The organism is Streptomyces sp. NPDC005648 (assembly GCF_040605395.1).
GTDB lineage: Bacteria > Actinomycetota > Actinomycetes > Streptomycetales > Streptomycetaceae > Streptomyces.
The window spans coordinates 10,907-34,321 of sequence record NZ_JBEXCS010000052.1; the positions used below are offsets into that span (position 1 = coordinate 10,907).

23 protein-coding genes, 2 pseudogenes and 1 riboswitch are annotated in these 23,415 nt (G+C 71.0%); of the genes and pseudogenes, 12 read left to right on the forward strand and 13 right to left on the reverse strand.

Annotated elements, in window-relative coordinates; translation table 11 throughout:
• Positions 1-5: 5 nt before the first annotated feature.
• Genes ABZT17_RS27040 through ABZT17_RS27050 form a run of 3 tightly spaced genes read right to left on the reverse strand, consistent with a single transcriptional unit; the run spans position 6 to position 3,693 of the window.
• Positions 6-860: a xanthine dehydrogenase family protein subunit M gene (locus ABZT17_RS27040; RefSeq protein WP_356352221.1), complete on the reverse strand. Its 855-nt coding sequence runs from the start codon at positions 858-860 to the stop codon at positions 6-8.
• Positions 857-3,226: a xanthine dehydrogenase family protein molybdopterin-binding subunit gene (locus ABZT17_RS27045; RefSeq protein WP_356352222.1), complete on the reverse strand. Its 2,370-nt coding sequence runs from the start codon at positions 3,224-3,226 to the stop codon at positions 857-859. Before ABZT17_RS27045 ends, ABZT17_RS27040 begins: the two co-directional genes overlap by 4 nt.
• Positions 3,223-3,693, reverse strand: a complete 471-nt coding sequence (locus ABZT17_RS27050; RefSeq protein WP_356352224.1) for a (2Fe-2S)-binding protein — start codon at positions 3,691-3,693, stop codon at positions 3,223-3,225. The genes ABZT17_RS27045 and ABZT17_RS27050 overlap by 4 nt, the downstream gene beginning before the upstream one ends.
• 284 nt (positions 3,694-3,977) lie before the next feature.
• On the opposite strand from ABZT17_RS27050, the gene ABZT17_RS27055 reads away from it, so the two are divergent.
• Entirely contained in the window at positions 3,978-5,834 is a 1,857-nt protein-coding gene (locus ABZT17_RS27055; protein WP_356352226.1) for a cellulase family glycosylhydrolase, read from the forward strand.
• 56 nt (positions 5,835-5,890) lie between these two features.
• Here ABZT17_RS27055 and ABZT17_RS27060 read toward each other — a convergent pair.
• Positions 5,891-6,091, reverse strand: a pseudogene (locus ABZT17_RS27060) (MFS transporter); the annotation flags it as partial.
• 264 nt (positions 6,092-6,355) lie between these two features.
• Positions 6,356-7,609, reverse strand: a complete 1,254-nt coding sequence (locus tag ABZT17_RS27065) for a YncE family protein (protein WP_356352228.1) — start codon at positions 7,607-7,609, stop codon at positions 6,356-6,358.
• Between the two features lie 155 nt (positions 7,610-7,764).
• Between ABZT17_RS27065 and ABZT17_RS27070 the strand changes: the two genes are divergently transcribed.
• The gene (locus tag ABZT17_RS27070) at positions 7,765-8,436 is read left to right on the forward strand and encodes a TetR/AcrR family transcriptional regulator (protein ID WP_356352230.1); all 672 of its coding nucleotides are present in this window, start codon (positions 7,765-7,767) and stop codon (positions 8,434-8,436) included.
• 247 nt (positions 8,437-8,683) lie between these two features.
• Here the strand turns inward: ABZT17_RS27070 and ABZT17_RS27075 are convergent, their stop codons facing one another.
• Positions 8,684-9,913 carry a glycosyltransferase gene (locus ABZT17_RS27075; protein WP_356352307.1) on the reverse strand — a complete coding sequence of 410 codons (1,230 nt, stop codon included), beginning with the start codon at positions 9,911-9,913 and terminating at the stop codon, positions 8,684-8,686.
• 170 nt (positions 9,914-10,083) lie between these two features.
• Between ABZT17_RS27075 and ABZT17_RS27080 the strand changes: the two are divergent.
• Positions 10,084-10,551 (forward strand): annotated as a pseudogene (locus ABZT17_RS27080) (hypothetical protein); the annotation flags it as partial.
• An 81-nt stretch (positions 10,552-10,632) separates the two neighbouring features.
• Here the strand turns inward: ABZT17_RS27080 and ABZT17_RS27085 are convergent.
• Positions 10,633-11,481: a bifunctional 5,10-methylenetetrahydrofolate dehydrogenase/5,10-methenyltetrahydrofolate cyclohydrolase gene (locus ABZT17_RS27085; protein WP_356352232.1), complete on the reverse strand. Its 849-nt coding sequence runs from the start codon at positions 11,479-11,481 to the stop codon at positions 10,633-10,635.
• A gap of 23 nt (positions 11,482-11,504) precedes the next feature.
• A riboswitch (ZMP/ZTP riboswitch) is annotated at positions 11,505-11,588 on the reverse strand.
• 17 nt (positions 11,589-11,605) lie between these two features.
• Entirely contained in the window at positions 11,606-12,457 is an 852-nt protein-coding gene (locus ABZT17_RS27090) for a hypothetical protein (protein ID WP_356352234.1), read from the reverse strand.
• 61 nt (positions 12,458-12,518) lie between these two features.
• Between ABZT17_RS27090 and ABZT17_RS27095 the strand changes: the two genes are divergently transcribed.
• The gene (locus ABZT17_RS27095) at positions 12,519-13,040 is read left to right on the forward strand and encodes a MarR family transcriptional regulator (protein WP_356352236.1); all 522 of its coding nucleotides are present in this window, start codon (positions 12,519-12,521) and stop codon (positions 13,038-13,040) included.
• Positions 13,041-13,070: 30 nt separating this feature from the next.
• Here ABZT17_RS27095 and ABZT17_RS27100 read toward each other — a convergent pair whose 3' ends face one another.
• Positions 13,071-13,436 carry a nuclear transport factor 2 family protein gene (locus tag ABZT17_RS27100; protein WP_356352238.1) on the reverse strand — a complete coding sequence of 122 codons (366 nt, stop codon included), beginning with the start codon at positions 13,434-13,436 and terminating at the stop codon, positions 13,071-13,073.
• Positions 13,437-13,570: 134 nt separating this feature from the next.
• On the opposite strand from ABZT17_RS27100, the gene ABZT17_RS27105 reads away from it, so the two are divergent.
• Complete coding sequence (locus ABZT17_RS27105; protein ID WP_356352240.1) at positions 13,571-13,864, forward strand: hypothetical protein; 294 nt, start codon at positions 13,571-13,573, stop codon at positions 13,862-13,864.
• Between the two features lie 125 nt (positions 13,865-13,989).
• Here ABZT17_RS27105 and ABZT17_RS27110 read toward each other — a convergent pair whose 3' ends face one another.
• Positions 13,990-15,744 carry an ABC transporter ATP-binding protein gene (locus ABZT17_RS27110; RefSeq protein WP_356352242.1) on the reverse strand — a complete coding sequence of 585 codons (1,755 nt, stop codon included), beginning with the start codon at positions 15,742-15,744 and terminating at the stop codon, positions 13,990-13,992.
• Positions 15,745-15,772: 28 nt separating this feature from the next.
• Positions 15,773-16,120 carry a hypothetical protein gene (locus tag ABZT17_RS27115; RefSeq protein WP_356352244.1) on the reverse strand — a complete coding sequence of 116 codons (348 nt, stop codon included), beginning with the start codon at positions 16,118-16,120 and terminating at the stop codon, positions 15,773-15,775.
• A gap of 6 nt (positions 16,121-16,126) precedes the next feature.
• Between ABZT17_RS27115 and ABZT17_RS27120 the strand changes: the two genes are divergently transcribed.
• The 5 genes from ABZT17_RS27120 (at position 16,127) to ABZT17_RS27140 (ending at position 19,851) form a co-directional block, all read left to right on the forward strand.
• The gene (locus tag ABZT17_RS27120) at positions 16,127-16,693 is read left to right on the forward strand and encodes a transketolase (protein WP_356352246.1); all 567 of its coding nucleotides are present in this window, start codon (positions 16,127-16,129) and stop codon (positions 16,691-16,693) included.
• 86 nt (positions 16,694-16,779) lie between these two features.
• The gene (locus ABZT17_RS27125; protein ID WP_356352248.1) at positions 16,780-17,865 is read left to right on the forward strand and encodes an S-(hydroxymethyl)mycothiol dehydrogenase; all 1,086 of its coding nucleotides are present in this window, start codon (positions 16,780-16,782) and stop codon (positions 17,863-17,865) included.
• Positions 17,865-18,494 carry an MBL fold metallo-hydrolase gene (locus tag ABZT17_RS27130; protein ID WP_356352249.1) on the forward strand — a complete coding sequence of 210 codons (630 nt, stop codon included), beginning with the start codon at positions 17,865-17,867 and terminating at the stop codon, positions 18,492-18,494. Before ABZT17_RS27125 ends, ABZT17_RS27130 begins: the two co-directional genes overlap by 1 nt.
• A complete protein-coding gene (locus ABZT17_RS27135; protein ID WP_356352251.1) occupies positions 18,484-18,858 on the forward strand; it encodes a DUF4180 domain-containing protein in 375 nt (124 codons plus the stop codon). Before ABZT17_RS27130 ends, ABZT17_RS27135 begins: the two co-directional genes overlap by 11 nt.
• Before the next feature lie 78 nt (positions 18,859-18,936).
• Complete coding sequence (locus ABZT17_RS27140) at positions 18,937-19,851, forward strand: SDR family oxidoreductase (RefSeq protein ID WP_356352253.1); 915 nt, start codon at positions 18,937-18,939, stop codon at positions 19,849-19,851.
• A gap of 20 nt (positions 19,852-19,871) precedes the next feature.
• Here the strand turns inward: ABZT17_RS27140 and ABZT17_RS27145 are convergent, their stop codons facing one another.
• Entirely contained in the window at positions 19,872-20,408 is a 537-nt protein-coding gene (locus ABZT17_RS27145) for a hypothetical protein (RefSeq protein WP_356352255.1), read from the reverse strand.
• 49 nt (positions 20,409-20,457) lie between these two features.
• Between ABZT17_RS27145 and ABZT17_RS27150 the strand changes: the two genes are divergently transcribed.
• Both ABZT17_RS27150 and ABZT17_RS27155 read left to right on the forward strand, forming a co-directional pair.
• Positions 20,458-21,255: an SDR family NAD(P)-dependent oxidoreductase gene (locus ABZT17_RS27150; RefSeq protein WP_356352257.1), complete on the forward strand. Its 798-nt coding sequence runs from the start codon at positions 20,458-20,460 to the stop codon at positions 21,253-21,255.
• Positions 21,256-21,417: 162 nt separating this feature from the next.
• The gene (locus ABZT17_RS27155) at positions 21,418-22,116 is read left to right on the forward strand and encodes a L,D-transpeptidase (protein WP_356352258.1); all 699 of its coding nucleotides are present in this window, start codon (positions 21,418-21,420) and stop codon (positions 22,114-22,116) included.
• 25 nt (positions 22,117-22,141) lie between these two features.
• Here ABZT17_RS27155 and ABZT17_RS27160 read toward each other — a convergent pair whose 3' ends face one another.
• Positions 22,142-23,341 (reverse strand): Gfo/Idh/MocA family oxidoreductase, encoded by a 1,200-nt coding sequence (locus ABZT17_RS27160; protein ID WP_356352261.1) that lies wholly within the window; start codon positions 23,339-23,341, stop codon positions 22,142-22,144.
• Positions 23,342-23,415: the final 74 nt, after the last annotated feature.

The window sequence follows — 23,415 nt, forward strand, 5'->3', positions numbered from 1 at the left end:
GGTCCTCACCCCAATCCGGAGGCCGCCAGCACCGCCCGCCGGGTCAGCACCCGTGCCAGATGCTCCCGGTACTCGGGCGAGGCCGCCGTGTCCTGGGAGGGCCGGGTGCCCTCCGCCGCGGACTCCGAGGCCCGGGCGACGGCGTCCGCGTCCCCCGCGCCGGTCAGTGCCCGTTCGGCGGCCGAGGCCCGCAGCGGGGTCGAGCCCATGTTGGTGAGGCCGATCCGCGCCTCGGCGATGTGCCCGTCGTCGCGCCGCACCAGCGCGGCCACCCCGACCGTCGCCCAGGCCTGGGCCACCCGGTGGAACTTCTCGTAGTGGAAGCCCCAGCCGTCCGCCTTCGGCACCCGCACCTCGACCAGGAGTTCATCGGGTGCCAGCGCCGACTGCAGGTAGTCGACGAAGAAGTCGCCGGCCGCGATCGTGCGCCGCCCGCGCGGCCCCTGGGCCACCAGCTCGGCGTTCAGCGCCAGCACCACCGCGGGCAGGTCCCCGGCCGGATCGGCGTGCGCGAGCGACCCGCCGAGAGTGCCCCGGTGCTGTACGGCGGGATCCGCGACGGTCGCCGTGGCGGCCGCCAGCAGGCCCGCGTGGCGGCGGACCAGGGGGTCGCGGATGACGTCGTGGTGGGTGGTCATCGCGCCGATGACCAGCGTGGGGCCGTCCTCGCGCACCCCACGCAGCCCGGGGACCCGGCCGACGTCGACGACCAGCTCGGGGAAGGCCAGCCGCAGCCTCAGCAGCGGCAGCAGGCTCTGGCCGCCGGCCAGCACCTTCGCGTCCTCGCCGCCGTCCGCGAGCGCGCGCACCGCCTCATCGACGCTCGCCGGACGGGCGTACTCGAATGCCGGAGGGATCATGACAGGTCCTCCTTCCCGGACCGGACCGCTCGCCAGACCCGCTCGGGTGTGCAGGGCATCCGGACGTCGTGGACGCCGAAGGGCCGCAGCGCGTCCACGACGGCGTTGACCACGGCGGGCGTCGACGCGATGGTGCCGGCCTCGCCGACTCCCTTGGCCCCCAGGGGATTCGACGTGGCCGGGGTCTCCGTACGCCCCGTCACGAAGTCGGGCAGGTCCGCCGCGGACGGCACGAGATAGTCGGCCATCGTGCCGGTGACCAGGTTGCCCTCGTCGTCGTACACCGCCTCCTCGTACAGCGCCTGTGCGATGCCCTGGGCGATGCCGCCGTGCACCTGGCCCTCGACGATCATCGGGTTGATGACCTTGCCGACGTCGTCGACGCTCACATACGAGCGGATCCGCGTCCGCCCGGTCTCGGTGTCGACCTCGACCGCGCACAGGTGGGTGCCGTGCGGATAGGAGAAGTTGTCCGGGTCGACCAGGTGTTCGGCGTTGATCGACGGCTCCATGCCGTCGGGCAGGTCGTGTGAGGTGAAGGTCTCGAAGGCGATCTCCTGGATCGTCCTGTGGGCGTCCGGCGAGCCCTTCACGGAGGACACGCCGTCGGTGAACTCCAGGTCCCGCTCGTCGGCTTCGAGCAGATGCGCGGCGATCTTCCGCGCCTTCTCGACGACCTTCTCCGCCGCGTGGTGCACGGCCGTCCCACCGACGACCAGCGACCGCGAGCCGTAGGTGTCCATGCCCTGCGGGGCCGCCTTGGTGTCGCCGTGGACGACCTCGACGTCCTCGAACGGTACGCCCAGCACATCGGCGGCGATCTGGCTCCAGCTGGTCACATGGCCCTGGCCGTGCGGGCTGGTGCCGGTGACCACCTCGACCTTGCCGGTCGGCAGCATCCGGATGCTCGCCGCCTCCCAGCCGCCGGCCGCGTACCGCAGATCGCGCAGGACCCGGCTCGGCGCGAGCCCGCACATCTCGGTGTACGTCGACACACCGATGCCCAGCCGCACGCTGTCGCCCCGGTGATTGCGGTCCGCCTGCTCGGCGCGCAGCTTGTCGTAGTCGAAGAGGGCGAGCGCCTTGTCCGTCGCGGCCTCGTAGTTGCCGCTGTCGTAGGTCAGACCCGCGATCGACGTGTACGGGAACTCCTCGTGCCTGATCCAGTTCCGGCGCCGCAACTCCACCGGATCCAGGCCCAGTTCGACGGCGAGCTCGTCCATGATGCGTTCGATGGCGTACGTCGCCTCCGGGCGCCCGGCGCCCCGGTAGGCGTCGGTGGGCGTGCGGGTCGTGAAGACGCCGGTGCAGGTGAACTCGTAGGAGTCCATCTTGTAGATCGCCGGGTACATGAAGGCGCCCAGGATCGGGATGCCGGGTGTCACCAGCATCAGATACGCGCCCATGTCGGTGAGCAGGTCGACCTTGAGGCCGAGCAGTCTGCCGTCGCGGTTCGCGGCGATCTCGATGTCCTGGATCATGCCCCGGCCGTGATGGGTGGCCAGATACCCCTCGGAGCGGGACTCCGTCCACTTCACGGGCCGGCCGATGCGGCGCGCGACCGCGAGCGCGAGGGCCTCCTCGCCGTACACCTGGAGCTTGGAGCCGAAACCGCCGCCCACGTCGGGGGCGATGACCCGGATCTTGTGCTCGGGGATGCCGGTGACGACCGCCATCATGAGCCGGACGATGTGCGGGATCTGCGTGGAGGAGTAGAGGGTGTACTCGCCGGACGCGGCGAGCGGGGTGACGACGACGGCGCGCGGTTCCATCGCGTTCGGGATGAGCCGCTGGTGGTGGTAGCGGCGCCTGAGGGTGACCTCGGCGCGCCGCCGTACCGAGTCGAAGTCCTCGCCCGTCCTCAGGGGCCAGACATAGCAGCGGTTGGTGCCCTTGTCGGAGTGGACGAGGGGGGAGTCGTCGGCGAGCGCGGCCTCCAGGTCCAGCACGGGGGGCAGGGGTTCGTAGTCGACCTCGATCGCCTCCAGGGCGTCCGCGGCCGCGTACCGGTCGCGGGCCACGACCACGGCCACCGGGTCGCCCGCGTGGCGCACCTCGTCGACGGCGATCGGCGGATGGTCGGGCAGCACGATGTCCTCGGTCACCGGCCAGGCGCAGGGCAGGGAGCCGAGGCCGTCGGCGAGATCGGCGCCGCTGAACGCGGCGATGACACCCGGGCGTTCGAGCGCGGGGGAGACATCGACCCGCTGGATGCGGGCATGGGCCATCGGACTGCGCAGGATCGCCAGGTGCAGCAGGCCGTTGACGACGATGTTGTCCGTCCAGTTGGTCTGTCCGGTGATCAGCCGGGCGTCCTCCTTGCGGGGACGGGCCCGCCCGACCTCGTGTTCCACCGTCTCGCTCATGCCACGACCTCCTGTTCGGAGGCGGCCTGCACGGCCCGCACGATGTTCTGGTAGCCGGTGCAGCGGCAGAGGTTGCCCTCCAGGGCGTGCCGGATCTCCTCCGCGGTGGGGTGCGGGTGTTCGCGCAGCAGATCGCGGGCGGCCATCAGCATCCCCGGGGTGCAGTAGCCGCACTGGAGGGCGTGCTTCTCGTGGAAGGCCTGCTGGAGGGGGGTGAGTTGTCCGTCGCGGGCCAGTCCTTCGACCGTCGTCACCTCACCTCCGTCCGCCTGGACGGCGAGCACGGAGCAGCTCTTGACGCTGACGCCGTCCCATTCGACCGTGCACGCCCCGCAGTTCGAGGTGTCGCAGCCGATGGGGGTGCCGGTCAGGCCGAGGCGGTCACGCAGGTAGTGGACCAGGAGGAGGCGGGGTTCCACGTCGTCCTCGTACGTCGTGCCGTCCACCTTCACCGAGATGTGGGTCATGTGCCCTCCAGAGACTGAGCGGGCGGAGTGAGGGGAGCGAGGGGAAACAACGTCCGATCGTGATGGGCGTCACTCTAGGACCGCGCAGATGACGCGGCGAGAGCCGCGGTGGGGTTCGTTGAGCGTTAACCGAAATCTGGTGAGCGAGACGCGTCGAGTGGTGAGCGTGACTCGCCGCATGGGGAGCATGAGCCGCCCGAGGGAGAACATGCGCAGAAAAACTGAAACTTACTCAAGAGTCAGAAGTATTGACGGTGTCCGGAAACGGCCGGACTGTAGTGGACATGCCGAACATCCGGGCGCGTCTGCTCCTTGTCCTGGTTGTCCTCTTTGGATCCCTGACGGTGGCGGGCGCTCCGTCCGCCACCGCCGCGACCCTCTCCGACTCCCTCTGGTTCGACGGCTCACCGCTGACCGTGCAGAACGGCAGATTCGTCGACGGCAACGGCCGCGAGGTCGTGCTGCGCGGCTACAACGTCTCCGGCGAGACCAAGCTGGAGGAGAACAGCGGTCTGCCCTTCGCCTCGGTCGCCGACGCCAAGAAGTCGGCGACCGCACTGCGGGCCCTGGGCGGCGGCAACTCGGTCCGCTTCCTGCTGTCCTGGGCCCACGCCGAGCCCACCCGCGGAACGGTCGACACCACCTATCTGGCCGCGGTCACCGCACAGTTGCAGGCGTTCCTCGACGCCGGCATCCGTGTCTACCCCGACTTCCACCAGGATCTCTACTCGCGCTACCTGTTCAACTCCGGCAGCTGGTACACCGGTGACGGAGCGCCCAAGTGGGCAGTGTCGCTGGGGAGTTATCCGCAGGAATCGTGCGGCATCTGTCTCTTCTGGGGTCAGAACATCACCGGGAACCAGGCGGTGACCAAGGCGCAGTACGACTTCTGGCACAACAACTACGGCCTGCAGGACTCCTTCCTCGACACCGCCCAGAAGACCATGGCCTACCTCCAACAGCACCTGAGCGAAACGGAGTTCGCGGCTGTCGTCGGCTTCGACCCGTACAACGAGCCGTTCGCCGGCAGCTACGACTCGGGCCAGACGAGCCGTACCTGGGAGCAGAACCTGCTGTGGCCCTTCTACCAGCGGTTCCGGGCCCGGATGGACGCGGCCGGCTGGCAGGCCAAGCCCGCTCTCGTCGAGCCCAACCTCTTCTGGAACGCCAACATCGACTCCCAGAAGCAGGAGGGCGGCCTGCTGGACGCGGGCACCCTCGGCCCCCGGTACGTGTTCAACACGCACTTCTACGACCAGAAGGCGATCTCCGGGATCCTGATGTGGGGCAACGCCTCGGACGGGCAGTACTCGACCGACTTCGGGACGGTCCGCGACCGGGCCTCGGCCGCCGGAACGGCCGCCGTGGTCAGTGAGTTCGGCCATCCGCTGTCCGGGTCGGTGTCGGGCAAGGCCCCGACGGTCGACAAGGCGATGTACCAGGCCCTCGACTCCCGCCTGCCGGGATCGAGTTGGTGGTCCAACCCCTCGGCCTCCGGTCCGGTGCTCTCCGGCAACCAGTGGCAGTGGGACATCTACAACGGACGCCACCACGAGCTGATGAACGACAACCCGGACAAGGTCCAGACCTCGGGCGACGCCTGGAACGGCGAGGACCTGTCGGCCGTGAACATGAACGACTCCGGTACGGTGACGCTCCGTCAGGACGCCCGGCTGCTCGACCGCGTGTACCCGAGCGCGACCGCCGGCACGACCCTCGCCTTCACCTACGAGGACCGCTCCCGTGACGGCTCGACGACCCTGACCTGGAACCCGGTCCCCAGTTCGCTGCCGAACGTGTCGTCGCTGGTCGGCTCCGGCCAGTACGGGCTGCTCGTATGGAAGTCGGGCAGCGGTTCGGCACCCACCGAACTGCATCTGCCCGCCTCCTTCCCGACGGCCACGACCACCGTCGTCTCCGACCTGGGCACGGTCTACGGGCCGCCCGCCTACACGTCCTCCACCCCGATCGGCGCGGCCCTCGAACCGGGCGGCACGGGCAGCCGCCGTCTGCTGCTCACCGACGCGGACTCCGGCGTGCTGCACTACGCGCTGGTGACCAACGGGGCGACGTCACCCTCGGCGAGCCTGCTCGGCGCGGCCAGGTCCGAGCTGGCGGCCTGGGCGGCGGCGCACTTCTGACGGGGCGGGCCCGGACGGACGGCGCGGGCCACGTCCGTCCGGGCCCGCGCGCCGGAGTCGCGGCCCGCGTCGTACATCCGGCCGTCGGCGTACCCGCACTGGGTGAGGGCGAGGTCGGACAGCAGCATGAAGCCGATGGGGTAGGAGTTCCCGGCGCTGTTCACCGCGCCCAGCACCAGCGGCGGCACGAACCCGCCTAGCCCGCCCGTCGCACCGGCGATCCCGGTCACCCTGCCGACCTGCGGCTGCGGGGCGACGACCCGGGCGACGCGGCCGATCCGGGCGACCCGGGCCACCTGGGCGAACACCGAGCCGCCGGCAGGCGGCTGGTTCCCGGCGGGCGGATGGTCGCTGAAGGGGGGCCGGTCATGGGCACGCTCCCAGCTTCGCCGTGCGGGGGGCCGGAGGGCCGACGGCATCTGGGGAGCGGCGGGATCATGCGGCCGAGCCTCTACCGCATCGACGGGCATGGGTCGGTGGGGACGGACGACAGCCCGCCCCCACCGTTTACTGACGGTACGTCAACTCGCCGACGAACCGGTCCAGTCGGCCGGCACATGTCCGAGCCGTACCCGCTGCGGGTGGTCGCCCACGGGCACGGACGTGACCTTCTGTCCGGTCGCGAAGTCGATCGCGGTGACCTGGTCGGCGCCGCTCTCGGAGATGATGCAGTCCTTGCCGTCGCCGCTCACGGTCGCCCAGTACGGGGTCGACGCGGTGACGAGCGGCCCTTCCTGGAGGGTGGCGCGGTCGACGACCGTGGCGTAGTTGTCCATCGTCCCGGCGACGCACAGCTTGGTGCCGTCGGGGCTCATCGAGATGCCGTGGTGGCGCGAGTCCAGCAGCCAGGTGGTGCGGTCGGTGCTGGTCGCCGGGTTCGCCGGCAGGGTCTTCACCCGGGTGATCTTGTCGGAGGCGATGTCGTACTCCAGGAAGCCGTTGAAGAACGACACCTGGAAGTACATCTTCGACCAGTCCGGAGTGAAGGCGGCGGGCCGCACGGCGTCGGAGAAGTCCTTCAGGCCGATCGCGTCGAGCCGGTCGCGCATGTCGATCGTCTTGACGGTCTTGTACGTCGTGGCGTCGACGACGGTGATGTGCCGGTCGCCCTTGGTCCAGTCCCACGACGGGTCGTCCAGGGAGGTGGTGACCTCGCCGATCGCCATGTTCCAGATGTACTTGCCGCCGTTGGTGAAGACGTTCTCGTGGGGCTTGTCACCGGTGTCGAACTCGCCCAGTTCCTTGCCGGTGTTGATGTCCAGGACCTGCACCTTGTTGGCGGTGGAGGCGGACACCGCGACCCTGGTGCCGTCGGGGGAGACGGCCATGTGGTCGGCGCGGTAACCGGCCACCGGGAAACGCCAGTTGATCTTGTCGGTGGCCAGGTCGATGGAGACGACGTCGGCGAAGCTCGGGCGGGAGACGACCACGGACTTGCCGTCCGGGGTGGAGTACATGTCGTCGACGTACTGGTCGTGGCCCTGTCCGACCTCGTTGCGGATCGCCGTGTAGTAGATCCACTTGATCGGGTCGGCGTTGATCTCGGCGATCCGTGCCGCCTTGTCGGGGACGACATTGATCTCACCGACCTTGGCGAAGTCCCCGGAGGACTTCAGGACGGTGGCGGTGCCGTCCCAGTTGTTGCCGACGAACAGCACCTCGCGCAGGGCGGCGGAGGAGTCCGCGGCGGCGCTCGCGGCAGTGGCGGTCGCGGAGACGGTCAGGACGAGGGCGGCGGCTACCGAGCAAAGGTGCCTGGTTCTGGAGGCAGGCATGAGTGCTCTCTCCTCTGTGGGGATGGGGAAGCGGGCAAGGAATCTGAAAACAGACGCGTTCAGACTGTTACTTACTGGAAAGTAAGGAAGGGGCGCCCTTCTCCACAAGACTGCGTACACGACAAAATTGGTGAGGGGGCGACGAGGGAGGTTCAGTGACGGGCAGGCTCAAGGCGCCGACCGGGCGGTACGGCGGCAAGACCGCCGCCGAGCGGCAGGCCGAGCGGCGCAGGAGATTCCTGGACGCCGCGCTGGAGCTGTTCGGCGGCGAGCCCGGCTACCGGGCCACGACCGTCGCGGCGCTGAGTGAGGCCGCGGGCCTGTCGACCAGGCAGTTCTACGAGGAGTTCCGCACCCTCGAGGATGTGCTGGCGGCCCTCCACCTCCAGGTCAACGACTGGGCCGAGGAAGCGGTGCTGGCCGTCTTCGCCGAGTCGCGGGGCCTTCCGCTGGACGAGCGGGTGACCGCGATCTTCCGCGCCTACGCCGCCAATGTCACCAGCGATCCACGCCGGATCCGGATCACCTTCGTCGAGATCATCGGCGTCAGCCCCCGTCTGGAGGAACAGCGGCTGGCCCGTCGCGCCCGCTGGGTGGACCTCATCTGCGCGGAGGCCGCGGAGGCGGCGGCCCGAGGAGAGGCGGCCCCGCGCGACTACCGCCTCGCCGCGGCGGCCTTCATCGGCAGCGTGAACGGGCTCCTGCACGACTGGAGCGCCGGGTGGGTGGACGCCACTCTGGACGAGGTGGTGGAAGAGCTGGTCCAGCAGCTGCTGGGGATTCTGCGGCCGCCGGGGTGGGTGCGGCGGGGCGCCGGGGGTGGCTGAGGCCCGGCGGCCGACGGTGAGGCCCATCGGCTGACGCTGCGCGGGCCGCCGGTGACGGGGAGGCCGGGCGCCGGGGAGGGGGAAGCCGGGCGCCGGGGAGCTGGGCGCCGGAACAGGGGAGGGCTGTCGCGTCTGTAGAGGTCTGCCCGGATACACCCGCCAGCCGCCAGCCGCCAGCCGCCAGCCGCCAGCCGCCACCCGCCAGCCGCCAACCGCCACCCGCAGCTGGTCTCGCCCCGAGGCCCTTCTACCCGCCCAGTCGATCCACCGCGGCCAGCACCCGGGCCACTCCGTCCTCCGCCCGTACCCGCGCCCCCAGCTCCGTCGCGCGGCGCCCGAAGGCCGGATCGCGGGTGGCCCGCATGAGGGCCGAGGCCAGGGTGTCGGTCGTGAGGCGGCGCAGGGGAAGTGCCCGGGGCGCCACGCCCAGGCGCACCAGGCGTGCGGCCCAGAAGCCCTCGTCGAACTGGATCGGGACCGGCACGGAGGGAACGCCGGCGCGTACGCCCGCCGCGGTGGTGCCCGCGCCGGCGTGGTGGACGACCGCGGCCGTGCGGGGGAAGAGGACGGAGTGCGGCACCTCGTCGATGGTCAGCATGTCGTCACCGGACACCTCCAGATCCGCCCAGCCGCGCTGGATCACCCCGCGCAGGCCCGCCCGGCGCAGAGCCCGGACGACCACGGCGCTGAGGCGCGCGGGGTCGGGCACGGTCGCGCTGCCCAGGCCGACGTAGACGGGGGGCGGTCCCGCGTCGAGGAAGTCCCGTAGCCGCGACGGGAGTTGGATGTCGGTGTCGTACGGCCACCAGTAGCCGGTCACCTCCAGGCCGGGCCGCCAGTCGGCGGGCCGTGGCACCACCAGCGAGCTGAAGCCGTACAGTACCGGCCGCCGCTGCCGCTCCCGGGCGCGCCAGGCGGCGGCGGTCCGCACGGGCGGCATGCCCAGCTGCTCCCGTACCCCGGGCATCGCTCCGGCGAAGACCTGCTCCACCGCCAGTCCCACTCCGTGCCCGGCGACCCGGTTGGCCAGCGCCCCCAGTGAACGCACGCCCAGCAAGGGAGGGCCGAACTCCCGCGTGGGGGCGAGTGGTTGGAGGGGGACGTCCAGATACGGCAGGGACAGGCCCTCGGCGATGGTGTGGCCGAGCGGTCCCACCGACCCGGACAGCAGCAGTATGTCGCTCGACCGGGCGGCCGCCACGAGGTCGTCCGTCATCCGCCCCACCAGCGCCCGCGCCATCGCGGACACCCGCATCAGTTTGCCCACGCCGGTCGTGCTGCGGTGCAGGCCGCGCCCCCGCGAGGACTCCAGCTCGGCCCGGGGGTCCACCGGCAGCGGACGGAACCGCACCCCCGACCCCGCCACCAGGGGCTCGAACCGGGCGTGCGTGACCAGGGTGACCTCGTGCCCGGCACGGGCGAGCCCGTGTCCGAGTCCGGTGTAGGGGGCCACGTCACCCCGGGAACCCGCCGTCATGATCGCTACGCGCACGACGGCCAGTATGGCGCCGGGTCGCTCCGCGGGCGAGAACGACCCGTGGGGGAAGGCGACTTCACGCCTGTCACATCCGTTGACTTCGTTCCGTCGGGGGCCTCGCCCTCGCCCTCACGGCGGTCGCCGCCCTCGTCCTCGCGGCGCCGACCCCGGCCCAGGTGGCGGCGACCCGTCAGATACCCGTCCCCACCGCGCCCATGGGCTGGGCGTCCTGGAACAGCTTCGCCGCCAAGATCGACTACAGCGTCATCAAGCAACAGGTCGACGCCTTCGTGGCCGCGGGCCTGCCGGCGGCCAGGGCACCCGCGACAGCGCCGGCAACATCACCGTCGACAACACCGGGCTTCGACTTCGTCAAGGTCGACTGGTGCGGCGGTGACGCCGAGGGCCTCGACGCGGCCACGACCTACCGGTCGATCAGCGACGCCGTCGCGAAGGCCGCGGCCACCACGGGCCGTCCGCTGACCCTCTCCCTCTGCAACTGGGGCAAGCAGAACCCCTGGAACTGGGCGCCGGGCCAGGCCCCGATGCGGCGGACCAGCACCGACATCATCCGTTACGGCAACTCGCCGTCGATGACGAACCTGCTCTCCCACTTCGACCAGACCCACCCGATCAGCAGTACGACCCGACCGCGGCGCCCGCCGACAGCCAGCAGGCCGGCAGGCGGCGCCGCACCCGCCCGCTGGTGGATGCGCTGATCACACCCCGAGCTGCCGGGCGGCGGCGGCGACGGTCTGCTCCAGGAGTGTGGCGATCGTCATCGGACCGACGCCGCCCGGCACCGGAGTGATGAGCGAGGCGCGCTCGACGGCGGAGTCGAAGTCGACGTCGCCGACGTTGCCCGGGTTGTACCCGGCGTCGACCACCACGGCGCCGGGCTTGATGTCCTCGCCCCGGATCAGACGGGGCCGCCCCACCGCGGCGACCACGATGTCCGCCTCGCGCACCACCGAGGACAGGTCCCGGGTGCGGGAGTGGCAGTACGTCACCGTCGCGTCCCGGGCGAGCAGGAGCATGCCGACCGGCTTGCCGAGGATGGCGCTGCGGCCCACGACCACGGCCCGCCTGCCGGACGGGTCGACGTCGTACTCGTCGAGCAGCCGCAGGATTCCGCCGGGCGTGCACGACACGAAGCCCGGCAGCCCGAAGCTCATCGTCGCGAACGAGGCGAAGGTGACGCCGTCGACGTCCTTCTCGGGGGCGATCGCCTCGAACGCGGCCCGCTCGTCGATGTGTTCGCCCATCGGGTGCTGGAGGAGGATGCCGTGCACACCGGGGTCCTCCGACAACTGCCGGAGTTCTCGCACGAGTTCCCCGGTGGTCGTGGCGGCGGGCAGCGCCACGTGCCGGGACTCGATGCCGGCCTTGCGGCAGCGGTTCTGCTTCATCCGCACGTAGGTGACGGAGGCGGGGTCCTCGCCGACCAGCACGGTCGCGAGACAGGGCGCGCTGCCGGTGCGCCCGGTGAGATCGGTGGCGCGCTTGGCGGTGTCCTCCACGATGCGCCTCGCAAGCGCGGTGCCGTCCATGAGCCGGGCCTGAGTCATGATCCACTCCTGGGCTGGTGTGACCGGATCGCCCAGGCGCACGGCATCGACTCTGCGGGGCCGCTCCCCGGTGGTACTCCACCTCAGCGCCAGTCACGGCCCGCCCTCAGCCTAACCCGGGGCGCTACGAGGACCTGGACCCGCTCTCCCGCGCGGGCGCCGTCGGATCGACCCCCGCGAGGAACCCGGTGGCCTGTGCCCGGATGTGCTCGGCGCCGAGGGCCCCGGCCCAGCGGGCGACCTCCTCGGCCCGTGCCCTCGCCCCGGCCTCGTCACCGGCGTCCCGGGTCAGCACCGCGAGGAGCATCTGCTGCGCGAGCGTGCCGGGGACGGCGCCCGCCCGGGCGCCCACCTCCGTGGCGCGGCGCCAGCGGTCCAGGGCGGCCTGGTGGTCACCCCCGTCGTGGTCCTGGTCGCCGAGATGCCGCAGCGCCTCACGGACCAGCGGATCGTCACCGGCCGACTCGCCGGCCCGCAGGGCCGCCTCGTAGTGGGTGCGGGCGGTGGTGCGCTCCGCGAAGAGGTTGTCGGTGATCAGCCCGGTGTACATCTCGGCCCAGCCGCCGCGCGCCTGGTCCGGGGCGCGGTCGCGCAGCGCGTGCGCTCGGTCGCGCAGGCTCCTGAGGGCCTCGGGGTCCCGGCCCCCGGGGCCGAACCGCACCCGCCCGTCACCGCGCAGCAGCCCGTAGTAGTCGTGCTTCAGACGGGTGAAGCCCAGGTCCCAGTCGGCGTCGTCGGACACCTTCCCGGCGGCGGCGAGGCGATCCGTGGCGAGGTCCGTCCTGCGGAACCAGTCGCTCTCCAGGGCGACCTCGGCGGCGGCCCGGGCGAGACGCCCGCGGGCGCTAGCGGGCCCGGCGGCCGTCGTCGCGTCCAGCAGGCGCAGTGCCCGGTCCCACCTTCCCGCCAGTGACAACTCACGTGCCGCGGCCAGGAGTTCGTCGAATTCGACCGTTGCGGTCGTGGTGTTCGTCATGGCAGGGGAAAGTAGTCAGGCAAAAAACTATCCACAAGAAAACTATCGCGGGAGACGGTCAATGGAGGACTCGGTCGACCGGCACGTCGAGGTGTGGTCGAAGGAGCTCGACTGGATGGATCCGGTCAAGGAGCAGATCTTCATGCGGCTGCACATCCTGGCCCGGCACGCCTCACAGACCCGCCGCGCGACGCTGGACGCCGACGGGCTGCGGCACTGGCAGTACAAGGTGCTGCTGACCCTGCGCCGCCTCGGGCCGCCGTACGGCACGAGCCCCTCGCACCTGGCCGACCTCCTCGGACTGACCCGGGGTGCGCTGTCGGCGCGGCTGGGTCCGCTGGAGGAGGCGGGGCTGATCAGCCGGACGCACGAGCACGCCGACCGCAGGCGTGTCCTGGTCCGGCTCACCGACGCAGGACATGCCGCCTTCGAACAGCAGGCGGAGTCGGAGGAAGCGGACGAGACCGCACTGCTCTCAGTACTGACCGAAGCAGAGCGACGGACACTCGCCGACCTGCTGCGGAAGCTGGTCGTGACTGCCGAGTCCGGCCGAGGCGGGCCGAGAAGGTCCAGGTCAGCCTAGAGGTGACCTGGACCCTCCCGGTTCTCCCTCCTACTCGTCCCATGCCTCGATGATGATCTGCTGCGAGATCTTGCCGTCGCGCAGAGTGAGCATCGACTCGGACAGGACACGCATCCCGTCCGGGTACCGGCAGGACTCGCTGTAGGCCGCGTTGTCGCCCTGGACCACACATCCCTCCAGTTTGTGCGTCATGTCGCGGCTGTAGACATCGGTGAGCATCTCGCCGATCTCGTCACGGCCGTGCAGGACCTTGGGGTGACTGGGCGTGGCGTTGCGGTTGACGAGTCGTACCTCGGCGTCGTCCGCGTAGAGAGAAAGCAGTGTCTCCGCAGTTTGTCCTTCGATGCCCCGGCGCAGGGTGTCGGTGTCGAAGGCGGGGCGTGCCGCAGTGCCCATGGTGACCTCCTTCGTCACCTTCGAGACTCCTCCGACCCGGCAGGCTCGGCAAGCGCAGCCGCGGGGATGAGCCTGACGGGTGAGCGGAGCCGCGTGCCCGTGTCCGGCGGGTGCCCGGTGGCGTTGCTGAAGGCATGATCTCAACACGACGTATCGTCGCCGCCGTTGGTCTCGCCGCGGGCCTCACCGGCCTCGCCGCACCGATGGCGGACGCAGCCACCGCGGCTGCCCCGGGCGAGGGCAGGATCAACCCGATCACCACGCTCGACTCCCTCACGGTGAGTGACCTGCCGGAGGCGCACAAGGCCGAGATGCCGCGGCCGTCCGCCCAGCTGCAGCAGCTGAACCGGCTGAACGACCTGAACCAGCTCCACCAGGTCACCGACGTCGCCGCGCCCCTGTACCCGCTGCTCGGAGCCTTCGAGTAGGCCACGTCACCACCGAGGGCCGCCCCGACCGGGCGGCCCTCGGCGCTGTCCCCGGGAGGGGGCAGGCGGCCGACGTCACGCCGGCCGGACGCGGGCCGGGAGCTGCGTGTTCCGCGCGTTCCCCGTCATCCGGCCGTCGCCAGGAACTGCGTGGCCGCGAGTTCCGCGTACAGCGGGTCGGTGGCGACGAGTTCGCGGTGGGTGCCCACGGCGCGTACCCGGCCCGCGTCCATGACCACGATCCGGTCCGCCATCGTCACCGTGGACAGCCGGTGCGCCACGACCAGCACCGTCGTCGTACGCGCGACGTCCGCGACGGTGTCGCGCAACGCCGCCTCGTTCACCGCGTCGAGCTGCGAGGTCGCCTCGTCGAGCAGCAGGAGGCGGGGGCGGCGGAGCAACGCGCGGGCGATGGCGACCCGTTGGCGTTCGCCGCCGGAGAGCTTGGTGCCGCGATGGCCCACCAGGGTCTCCAGCCCCTGGGGCAGCCGGGCGACCAGACCGTCCAGGCGGGTCGTCTTCAGCACACGGGTGATCGCGCCCTCGTCGGCGTCCGGGTTCCCCAGCAGCAGGTTGTCCCGCAGTGAGCCCGACAGGACCGGCGCGTCCTGTTCCACATAGCCGATCGCCGACCGGAGCCGGGGCAGTTCCCAGTCGTCGAGATCGCGGCCGTCCAGGGCGATCGTCCCCGACTCGGGGTCGTAGAACCGCTCGATGAGCGAGAAGACGGTCGTCTTGCCCGCGCCGGACGGGCCGACGAACGCCGTCATGCCCCGCGCGGGCACGGAGAAGGTCACCCCGTGGTGGACGTACGGCAGATCCTCTGCGTACCGGAAACGGACCTCGTCGAAGTCCAGCGCGGCCGGTTCGGCACCCGGGGACGGCAACGGGGCGGGCAGGGCCCGGGGTTCGGAGGGCAGGCTCAGCGCCTCCTGGATACGGGCCAGCGCGGCGGAGCCCGTCTGGTACTGCGTGATCGCGCCGACCACCTGCTGGATCGGGGACATCAGATAGAACACGTACAGCAGGAACGCCACCAGCGTGCCGACCGCGATGGCACCGGTCGCGACCCGTGCCCCGCCCACCGCGAGCACGGTGATGAAGGCGATCTGCATCGCGAGGCCGGCCGTATTGCCCGCCGCCGCAGACCACTTGGCCGCCCGTACGCTCTGCCGCCACGACTCCTCGGCGGCCTCGTGCAGCGTCCGCTCCTCCCGGTGCTCGGCGCCGGACGCCTTCACCGTACGCAGCGCCCCGAGGATCCGCTCCAGCGAGGCCCCCATCACCCCGACCGCGTCCTGTGCCCGCCGGCTGGCCCGGTTGATGCGCGGCACGATCACCCCGAGCACCGTACCCGCCCCGAGGATCACCGCCAGGGTGACCCCGAGCAGCACCGGGTCCACCAGTCCCATCATCACCATGGTCGCGAGCAGGGTGAGCCCGCCCGTCCCCAGACCGACCAGGGAGTCCGTGGTGACCTCGCGCAGAAGCGTGGTGTCCGAGGTGATCCGGGCCATCAGATCGCCGGGCTCGCTGCGGTCGACGGCCGTGATGCGCAGTCTCAGCAGATACGACGACAGCGCCCGCCGTGCGCCGAGCACCACCGACTCCGCGGTGCGCCGCAGCACATACGAACCGAGCCCGCCCAGCGCCGCGTTGGCGATCACGAGCCCCGACATGGCCAGCAACGCGCCCGTGATGGCGCGGTCGTGGGACAGGTCGTCGATCAACCCCCGCGCCACCAGCGGCAGCAGCAGCCCCGCCGCCCCCGTGAGCAGCGACAGCAGGGCCCCGGACAGCAGGGCCCAGCGGTGCGGGCGTACGTAGCCGAGGAGCAGCCGCCAGGCGGGTGGCGCGGTCTCGGTGTCTGCGATGCTCACGGCGCTCCTCGGGAGACGTACGGAGCATTCAGGCTACGTCGGCCGCCGTCCGCGGGGCCTGCCGGTCCCGGGCCATGGACAGTGTGAGCGGCCGGACGGCGCGGGCGGGCAGACAGCCGTCGAGCATGCCGGTCAGGACCTCGCCGGGACCGAGTTCGAGGTAGGCGGTGACGCCGTCGCGGTGCATCCGCGCGACCGCGTCCGCGAACCGGACCGGTGCGCGCATCGCCCGGACCCACGCCTCGGGGGAGGCGGCCTCCGCTTTGACCGGCCCGGCGGTGGTGTCGGAGAGCAGGGGCAGGCGCGGTGGCCGCAGATCCAGCGTTTTCTTCCCGGGTTCAAAGAATTTCCGCCCCCAGGAGGCCCTTTCACGCAATCCGAGATGCTGGCGGCCGTCGCCGGAACCGTCCCCGAGTCGCGGGCGGCCGGCGCCCTCCTCGTCGGTTACGGAGCCGCGCGGGAACTGGCCAGGTTCGCCGCCGACCCCCGCTGGCGCGTCCAGGTGCCCGGCCATCCCGCCGAGGTCCGCCGGGTGATCCTGGACGCCGTCCGTCGCGGCGACCGGACCTATGTCCATGTGACCGACCGCTCCAACGCCGAACCACGGGACGCCACCGAGGGCTTCACCCTCGTACGGCAGGGCCGCGAAGGGGTCGTCCTCGCCGTCGGCGCCACCCCCGACCCCGTCCTGAGCGCCACCACAGGCCTCGACCTGACCATCCTCTACGGCGCCACCATCAGGCCCTACGACGAGATCGGCCTGCGCACCCCCGTCCTCGCCGCGGACCACGCCGACGTGGTGCTGGTCGAGCCGGGAGAGCCCGGCACCTCGGCCCGCCAGGTCGCCGAGACCCTGGTGCACGTGCCGCACCGGCTGCTCGCCCTCGGGGAGCCGGACGCGACCGGCGAGCAGGCCCTCGCCCGGGCCGTGCGCGACTTCCTGCGATGAGCGCAGGGCAGGTCACCGTGCCGTTACCGATCAGTCACCCATAGGGTCGAGGGGACGAACACGGGCCGACGAAAGGGTTCAACACCATGGCGCAGGAAGTTCGCGGCGTGATCGCACCGGGCAAGGGTGAGCCGGTCCGGGTGGAGACGATCGTCGTGCCCGACCCCGGCCCCGGGGAGGCGGTGGTGAGGATCCACGCCTGCGGGGTCTGCCACACCGATCTCCACTACAAGCAGGGCGGCATCAACGACGACTTCCCGTTCCTGCTGGGCCACGAGGCCGCGGGAGTCGTCGAATCGGTGGGCGCGGGCGTCACGGACGTGACCCCCGGTGACTTCGTGATCCTCAACTGGCGTGCGGTGTGCGGCCAATGCCGCGCGTGTCTGCGTGGACGGCCCTGGTACTGCTTCAACACCCACAACGCCGGACAGAAGATGACGCTGACCGACGGCACCGAGCTGTCACCCGCGCTGGGTATCGGGGCCTTCGCGGAGAAGACCCTGGTGGCGGCGGGCCAGTGCACCAAGGTCGACCCGGCGGTGGCGCCGGAGGTGGCCGGGCTGCTGGGCTGCGGGGTGATGGCGGGTATCGGTGCCGCGATCAACACCGGGAACGTGGGCCGGGGGGACACGGTCGCGGTCATCGGCTGCGGCGGGGTGGGCGACGCGGCGATCGCCGGTTCCCGGCTGGCCGGGGCGGCGAAGATCATCGCGGTGGACATCGACGACCGCAAGCTCGCCACCGCCCGCTCGATGGGCGCCACCCACACGGTCAACTCCCGGGAGAACGACCCGGTCGAGGCGGTCCGTGAGCTGACCGGCGGCTTCGGGGCCGACGTGGTGATCGAGGCGGTGGGCCGCCCGGAGACGTACCACCAGGCCTTCTACGCCCGCGACCTCGCGGGCACGGTGGTGCTGGTGGGTGTCCCGACCCCGGAGATGAAGCTGGAACTGCCCCTGCTGGACGTCTTCGGCCGCGGGGGAGCGCTCAAGTCGTCCTGGTACGGGGACTGTCTGCCCTCCCGTGACTTCCCGATGCTGATCGACCTGCATCTGCAAGGCCGTCTGGACCTCGGCGCGTTCGTGACCGAGACCATCGAACTCACCGATGTCGAGAAGGCCTTCGAGCGGATGCACCACGGCGACGTCCTGCGCTCGGTGGTGGTGCTGTGATGAGCGCCCGTATCGAACGCCTCGTCACCTCCGGGCAGTTCAGCCTCGACGGCGGCACCTGGGACGTCGACAACAACGTGTGGCTCGTCGGCGACGACCACGAGGTGATCGTCATCGACGCCGCCCATGACGCCGACGCCATCGTGCGGGCGGTCGGCGACCGGCGCCTGACGGCCGTCATCTGCACCCACGCCCACAACGACCACATCGATGCCGCGCCCGAACTCGCCGACCGCACCGGCGCCACCATCTGGCTCCACCCCGACGACCTGCCGCTGTGGAAGCAGACCCACCCCGATCGCGACCCCGACGCCCATCTGGCCGACGGCCAGGTCATCGAGGCCGCCGGAGCCGACCTCACCGTCCTGCACACCCCGGGACACGCACCCGGCGCCGTCTGCCTCCACGACCCCGGCCTCGGCGCCGTCTTCACCGGAGACACCCTCTTCCAGGGCGGCCCCGGCGCCACCGGACGGTCGTACTCCCACTTCCCGACGATCATCAGCTCCATCCGCGACCGGCTGCTCACCCTGCCGCCCGAGACCAAGGTGCTCACCGGCCACGGCGACCCGACCACGATCGGCGCGGAGGCCCCGCACCTGGAGGAATGGATCGCCCGTGGTCACTGACGACATCGTGGCACTGCGTGGTGTGCAGGTGCTGCGCTGCGCCCCCGACGGCCCGCCCCTGGACGGTGAGCGGGCGGCGCTCGACCTCATCGGCGACGCGATGGGCCGCGACGCGCAGATCGTCGCCGTGCCCGCCGAACGGGTCGGTTCCGAGTTCTTCCGGCTCGGCTCGGGAGTCGCGGGCGCGATCATGCAGAAGTTCGTGAACTACCGGGTGCGGCTCGCCGTGTTCGGGGACATCGCGCCGCATGTCACCGCGAGCACGGCCCTGCGCGACTTCGTCCACGAGACGAACCAGCGGGGCCACGTCTGGTTCCTGGCCGACTTCGACGCCCTGGACGAGAAACTCGGCGCGATCGGCTGATCCGGAGAAAACACGACAGAGGTTGTCCGGCTTCCCGTCCATGCTCGAAGCGACATCGAGTGCAACGGGAGGTCGGACATGCCACAACGGCTCGAAGGCAAGGTCGCGCTGGTCGCCGGGGCGACACGGGGGGCGGGACGCGGGATCGCCGTGGAACTCGGTGCGGCCGGCGCCACCGTCTACGTCACCGGGCGCAGCACCCGCGCCCGGCGCTCCGAGTACGACCGCCCCGAGACCGTCGAGGACACCGCCGACCTGGTCACCGAGGCCGGCGGCCACGGGATCGCCGTACCGACCGACCACCTCGATCCCGCCCAGGTCCGCGCCCTGGTCGAGCGCGTCGACGACGAGCAGGGCCGTCTCGACCTCCTCGTCAACGACATCTGGGGCGGCGAGCACCTCTTCGCCTGGGACACCCCGGTCTGGGAGCACGACCTCGACGACGGGCTCAGGCTGCTCCGTCTCGCCGTAGAGACACACGCGATCACCAGCCACCACGCCCTGCCCCTGGTGCTGCGCCACCCCGGCGGCCTGGCCGTCGAGGTCACCGACGGCACCGCCGACTACAACCGCGACACCTACCGGGTCTCCTTCTTCTACGACCTCGCCAAGGCGTCCGTGCTGCGCATGGCCTTCGCCCTCGCCCATGAACTGGGCCCGCGCGGTGCGACCGCCGTCGCCCTGACACCGGGCTGGCTGCGCTCGGAGATCATGCTCGACCAGTTCGGGGTCCGCGAGGACAACTGGCGTGACGCCCTCACCCGCGTGCCCCACTTCGCCATCTCCGAGACACCCCGCTACGTCGGCCGCGCCGTCGCCGCGCTGGCCGCCGACCCGGACGTCTCCCGCCGGAACGGCGAGTCCCTCTCCAGCGGCGGCCTCGCCCAGGTCTACGGCTTCACCGACCTGGACGGCAGCCGCCCCGACGCCTGGCGCTACCTGGTCGAGGTCCAGGACGCGGGGAAACCGGCGGATGTCACCGGCTACCGGTGAACCGGAGACACGGCAGGACTCTAGGGGCGCGGGCCGGGCGTCAGCGGCCATCTCGCCGAGTGCCCCGGCGGGAGCGCCAGATCATCCCGTACGGCCGTGTAGTAGCCGTCGCGGCCGGCGCGCTGCCGCTCCAGCAGGGCCTGCCAGGCCTCGGGGTCCCGTGCCTCCGCCCGCAGGAACCGCTCCATCTCCAGCACCGTGACGATCCACGCCCGCCCCTTCTCCACGACCTCCGGGCTGCCGAGCAGGATGAGCGCCTCCCCGTGCGGCTCCCTCATGGTCTGTGCCTCGGTCAGCAGCGGTTCCGCCTCCTGCGGGGACAGCGGGTGCGGGTGCGGATCGTTGCCGAAGTGCGCCGCCAACCGGTAGTTGAGCGCCACCTGCTGCTTGAGGGCCTGCGCCCAGTCCGCGTACACCGCGAACCGACGCTCCTCCCACCGGACCGCTCGCTCCCGTCGGAAACGGGCCCGGTCACCCCGGACCACCGCCAGATACGAACCGAGCGCACCGATCACGACACCTATCAGCGCGGGGAGTTGCTGCACGAACGCGGACATGGGCGCACGCTACCTGCCGTATGGATCTTCGGGGGAGTAGCGTCGGCCCATGGCTGACACACAGCGCTTCGAGGGGTACGGAGTCCTCGTCACCGGCGGCGCCCGCGGCATCGGTGCCGCCACCGCCCGGCGGCTGGCCGAAGAAGGCGCCCGGGTCCTGCTCACCGACGTCGACCCGCGCGAGGCCGCGACGACGGCGACCGCGCTGCGTGAACAGGGGCTCGCCGTCGAGGCGTTGGCCTGTGACGTGGGCGACAGGGCCATGGTGGAGGCGGCCGTCGCCCACGCGGTCGACGCCTTCGGCACGCTCGACGTCCTGGTCAACAGCGCCGCGAGCTGCACCCCCGACACCTCGCTCTTCGAGGACGGCCCGGACGAGGCCTGGGCCCGGGACCTCGACATCACCCTCACCGGAACCTACCGCTGCTGCCGGGCCGCGCTGCCGCACCTGGTCGCCTCCGGCAGAGGCGCCATCGTGAGCATCGGCTCCGTCAACGGCTTCCAGGACTTCGGCAACCAGGCCTACAGCGCCGCCAAGGCCGGACTGGTCTCCCTCACCCGGACCCTCGCCGGCCACGCGGCGCCTCGCGGAGTCCGCGTCAACCTGGTCGTCCCCGGAACCGTCCGCACCTCGGCATGGGAGGGGCGAGAGGCCGACCTCGCGGCGCTGACCCCGCTCTACCCGCTGGGCCGCGTCGGTGAGCCGGAGGACATCGCCGCCGCCGTCGCCTTCCTCGCCTCCCGCGACGCTGCCTGGATCACCGGCACCGCGCTCACCGTCGACGGCGGGCTGACCGCGGTCCACACCGGGTTCAACGCCGTGACCCGACCACACCGCGGCACCTGACGGCGCGCACCGTGACAACCGGCGCACTGTGACGTGCCGCACTGCGAATGTCACCGTTTGGTCGTAGCGTCCTCGGGCCTACAACCGATCGCGCCGGACACCTGTCTACCTGGCAGAGATCGCACCACAGACGAGCAACGAGCGCGAAAGGCGAGGTCGGCCATGGGGGACATACGCAGACGGGGAGCCGTCGTTCTGGGCATCACCGGACTGGTGGCGCCGCTCACACTCGCACTGGGCGCCGGGTCCGCGCAGGCGTCCACGAGCTGCACCACGAGCACCGGGCCCTACCAGAAGCAGGTCGAGAAGTTCCTCGGCCTGACCGTCGACGGCAAGCAGTCCGCCGGTGACTGCAAGGCCATCAAGGCGTTCCAGACCAAGCACGGCATCACGCCGAACATCGGCTACGCCGGGTCGGTCACCTGGGGCGTGATGGATCTCATGAACAAGCAGAAGGCCGTCGGGAGCAACCCCAACAAGGACGGCAAGTGCCCGACGAACAAGGGCCGTATCGCCTGTGTGAACCTCACCCTCCAGCTCAGCTGGATCCAGGACGGCAACAAGCTCGTCTACGGCCCTGTCCCGGTCCGCACCGGCCGCAAGGGGTATGTCACCCGCACCGGGCTGAAGAAGATCTACTGGCGGGACAAGAACCACGTCTCGAACATCTACAACGTGCCCATGCCCTACAGCCAGTTCTTCGACGGCGGCCAGGCCTTCCACTCCGTCAACCTCAGCATGTGGAACCCGCCGGGCTCCCACGGCTGCGTCAACATGACCCCCACCACCGCCAAGAAGTACTGGGACCTGCTGAAGACCGGCGACGACGTCTTCGTCTACGGCCGCAAGCCGGGCACCTGAGCAGGTACCCGGCCAGGCGTCCCGCCTACTGCGGAGCGTCCCCGAAGTCCGGGATCTCCAGCCGTACCCCACCCTGCCGCGCCGACTCGTGCGCGACGATGCCCGGCAGGGTGTAGCGGGCGGCCACCCACGCGTTCACCGACGGCAGCGACCGGGTGTTCACGGCGGTCACGAAGTCGTCGACGAGGAAGTGGTGGCTGCCCTCGTGTCCGTTGTGCAGATTGTCGAACTCCCGCGGCAGCCGCGCCCGGTCGTGCACCGGCGCCGAGCCCGAGGTGAACGCGGCCCTGAGCTCCGGCGCGATGTGCTGGAGTGACGGATCGTCAGGAGACATGGTGGGCTTGGGCTCCAGCAGTTCGCTGATGTCCCGCACCCCCTTCTTGTCCTGCCACAGCGCCACCGTCGCGAGCTGCTCCATGCTCGCGTCGGTCCCGAAGAACCGGAAACGCGACTCCCGTATGTGGGACGGATAGCCGACCCTGCGGAACTCGTTCGTACGGAACGAACCGCCGCCCGCCACCTCGAAGAGCGCGGTCGCGTTGGAGAAGTCGTTGCCGAACTGGCTGACGTCCTTGTCGAAGACGCCGTCCCCGCGCTCGTCGACGACCCCGATCGCCGACACGCTCACCGCGTGCGTCTGCCAGGCGCCGAGCACCCCGCCCACCGAGTGCGTGGGGTAGAGCAGCGGGGGATAACTGGCGGTCTGCTTCCAGTTCTCGCCGCCGCTGTACTGGTACGCCTCGTAGAACCCGAGATCCATGTCGTGGACGTAGTCGCCCTCGGCGTAGAAGATCCGTCCGAAGGCCCCCTCGGCGATCTGGTTGCGGGCGTGCACGGTCGCCGGGTTGTACTGGCTGGTCTCGCCCATCATGTACGTCAGTCCGGTCGCCCTGACCGCTTCGATGATCGCGGCGATCTCGTCCGTGGTGATCGCCATCGGGACCGCGGAGTACACGTGCTTGCCCGCGTTCAGGCCTTGCAGGACCAGCGGGCCGTGGGTCCAGCGCTGGGTGAAGACGGCGACCGCGTCGACCGCCTCCGACTCCAGCATCGCCTGGTACGAGGGGAAGGTGCCGGCCAACCCCTGGGCTGCGGCGAGCTGTTCGGCCCGTTCGGGCAGCAGATCGGTGACGTAGACGTCGCCGACGCCGGGGTGGGCCTGGAACAGGGTGGCGAACTGGCCGGAGAACTGGCCCGCGCCGACGATGCCGAGAGAGAACGTCATGTAAGGCGTGTCCTTCACTGGAGAGATCACTGGGAGCGGATCAGGTTGATCCGCCCCCGCTTGTTGTGCGCGTG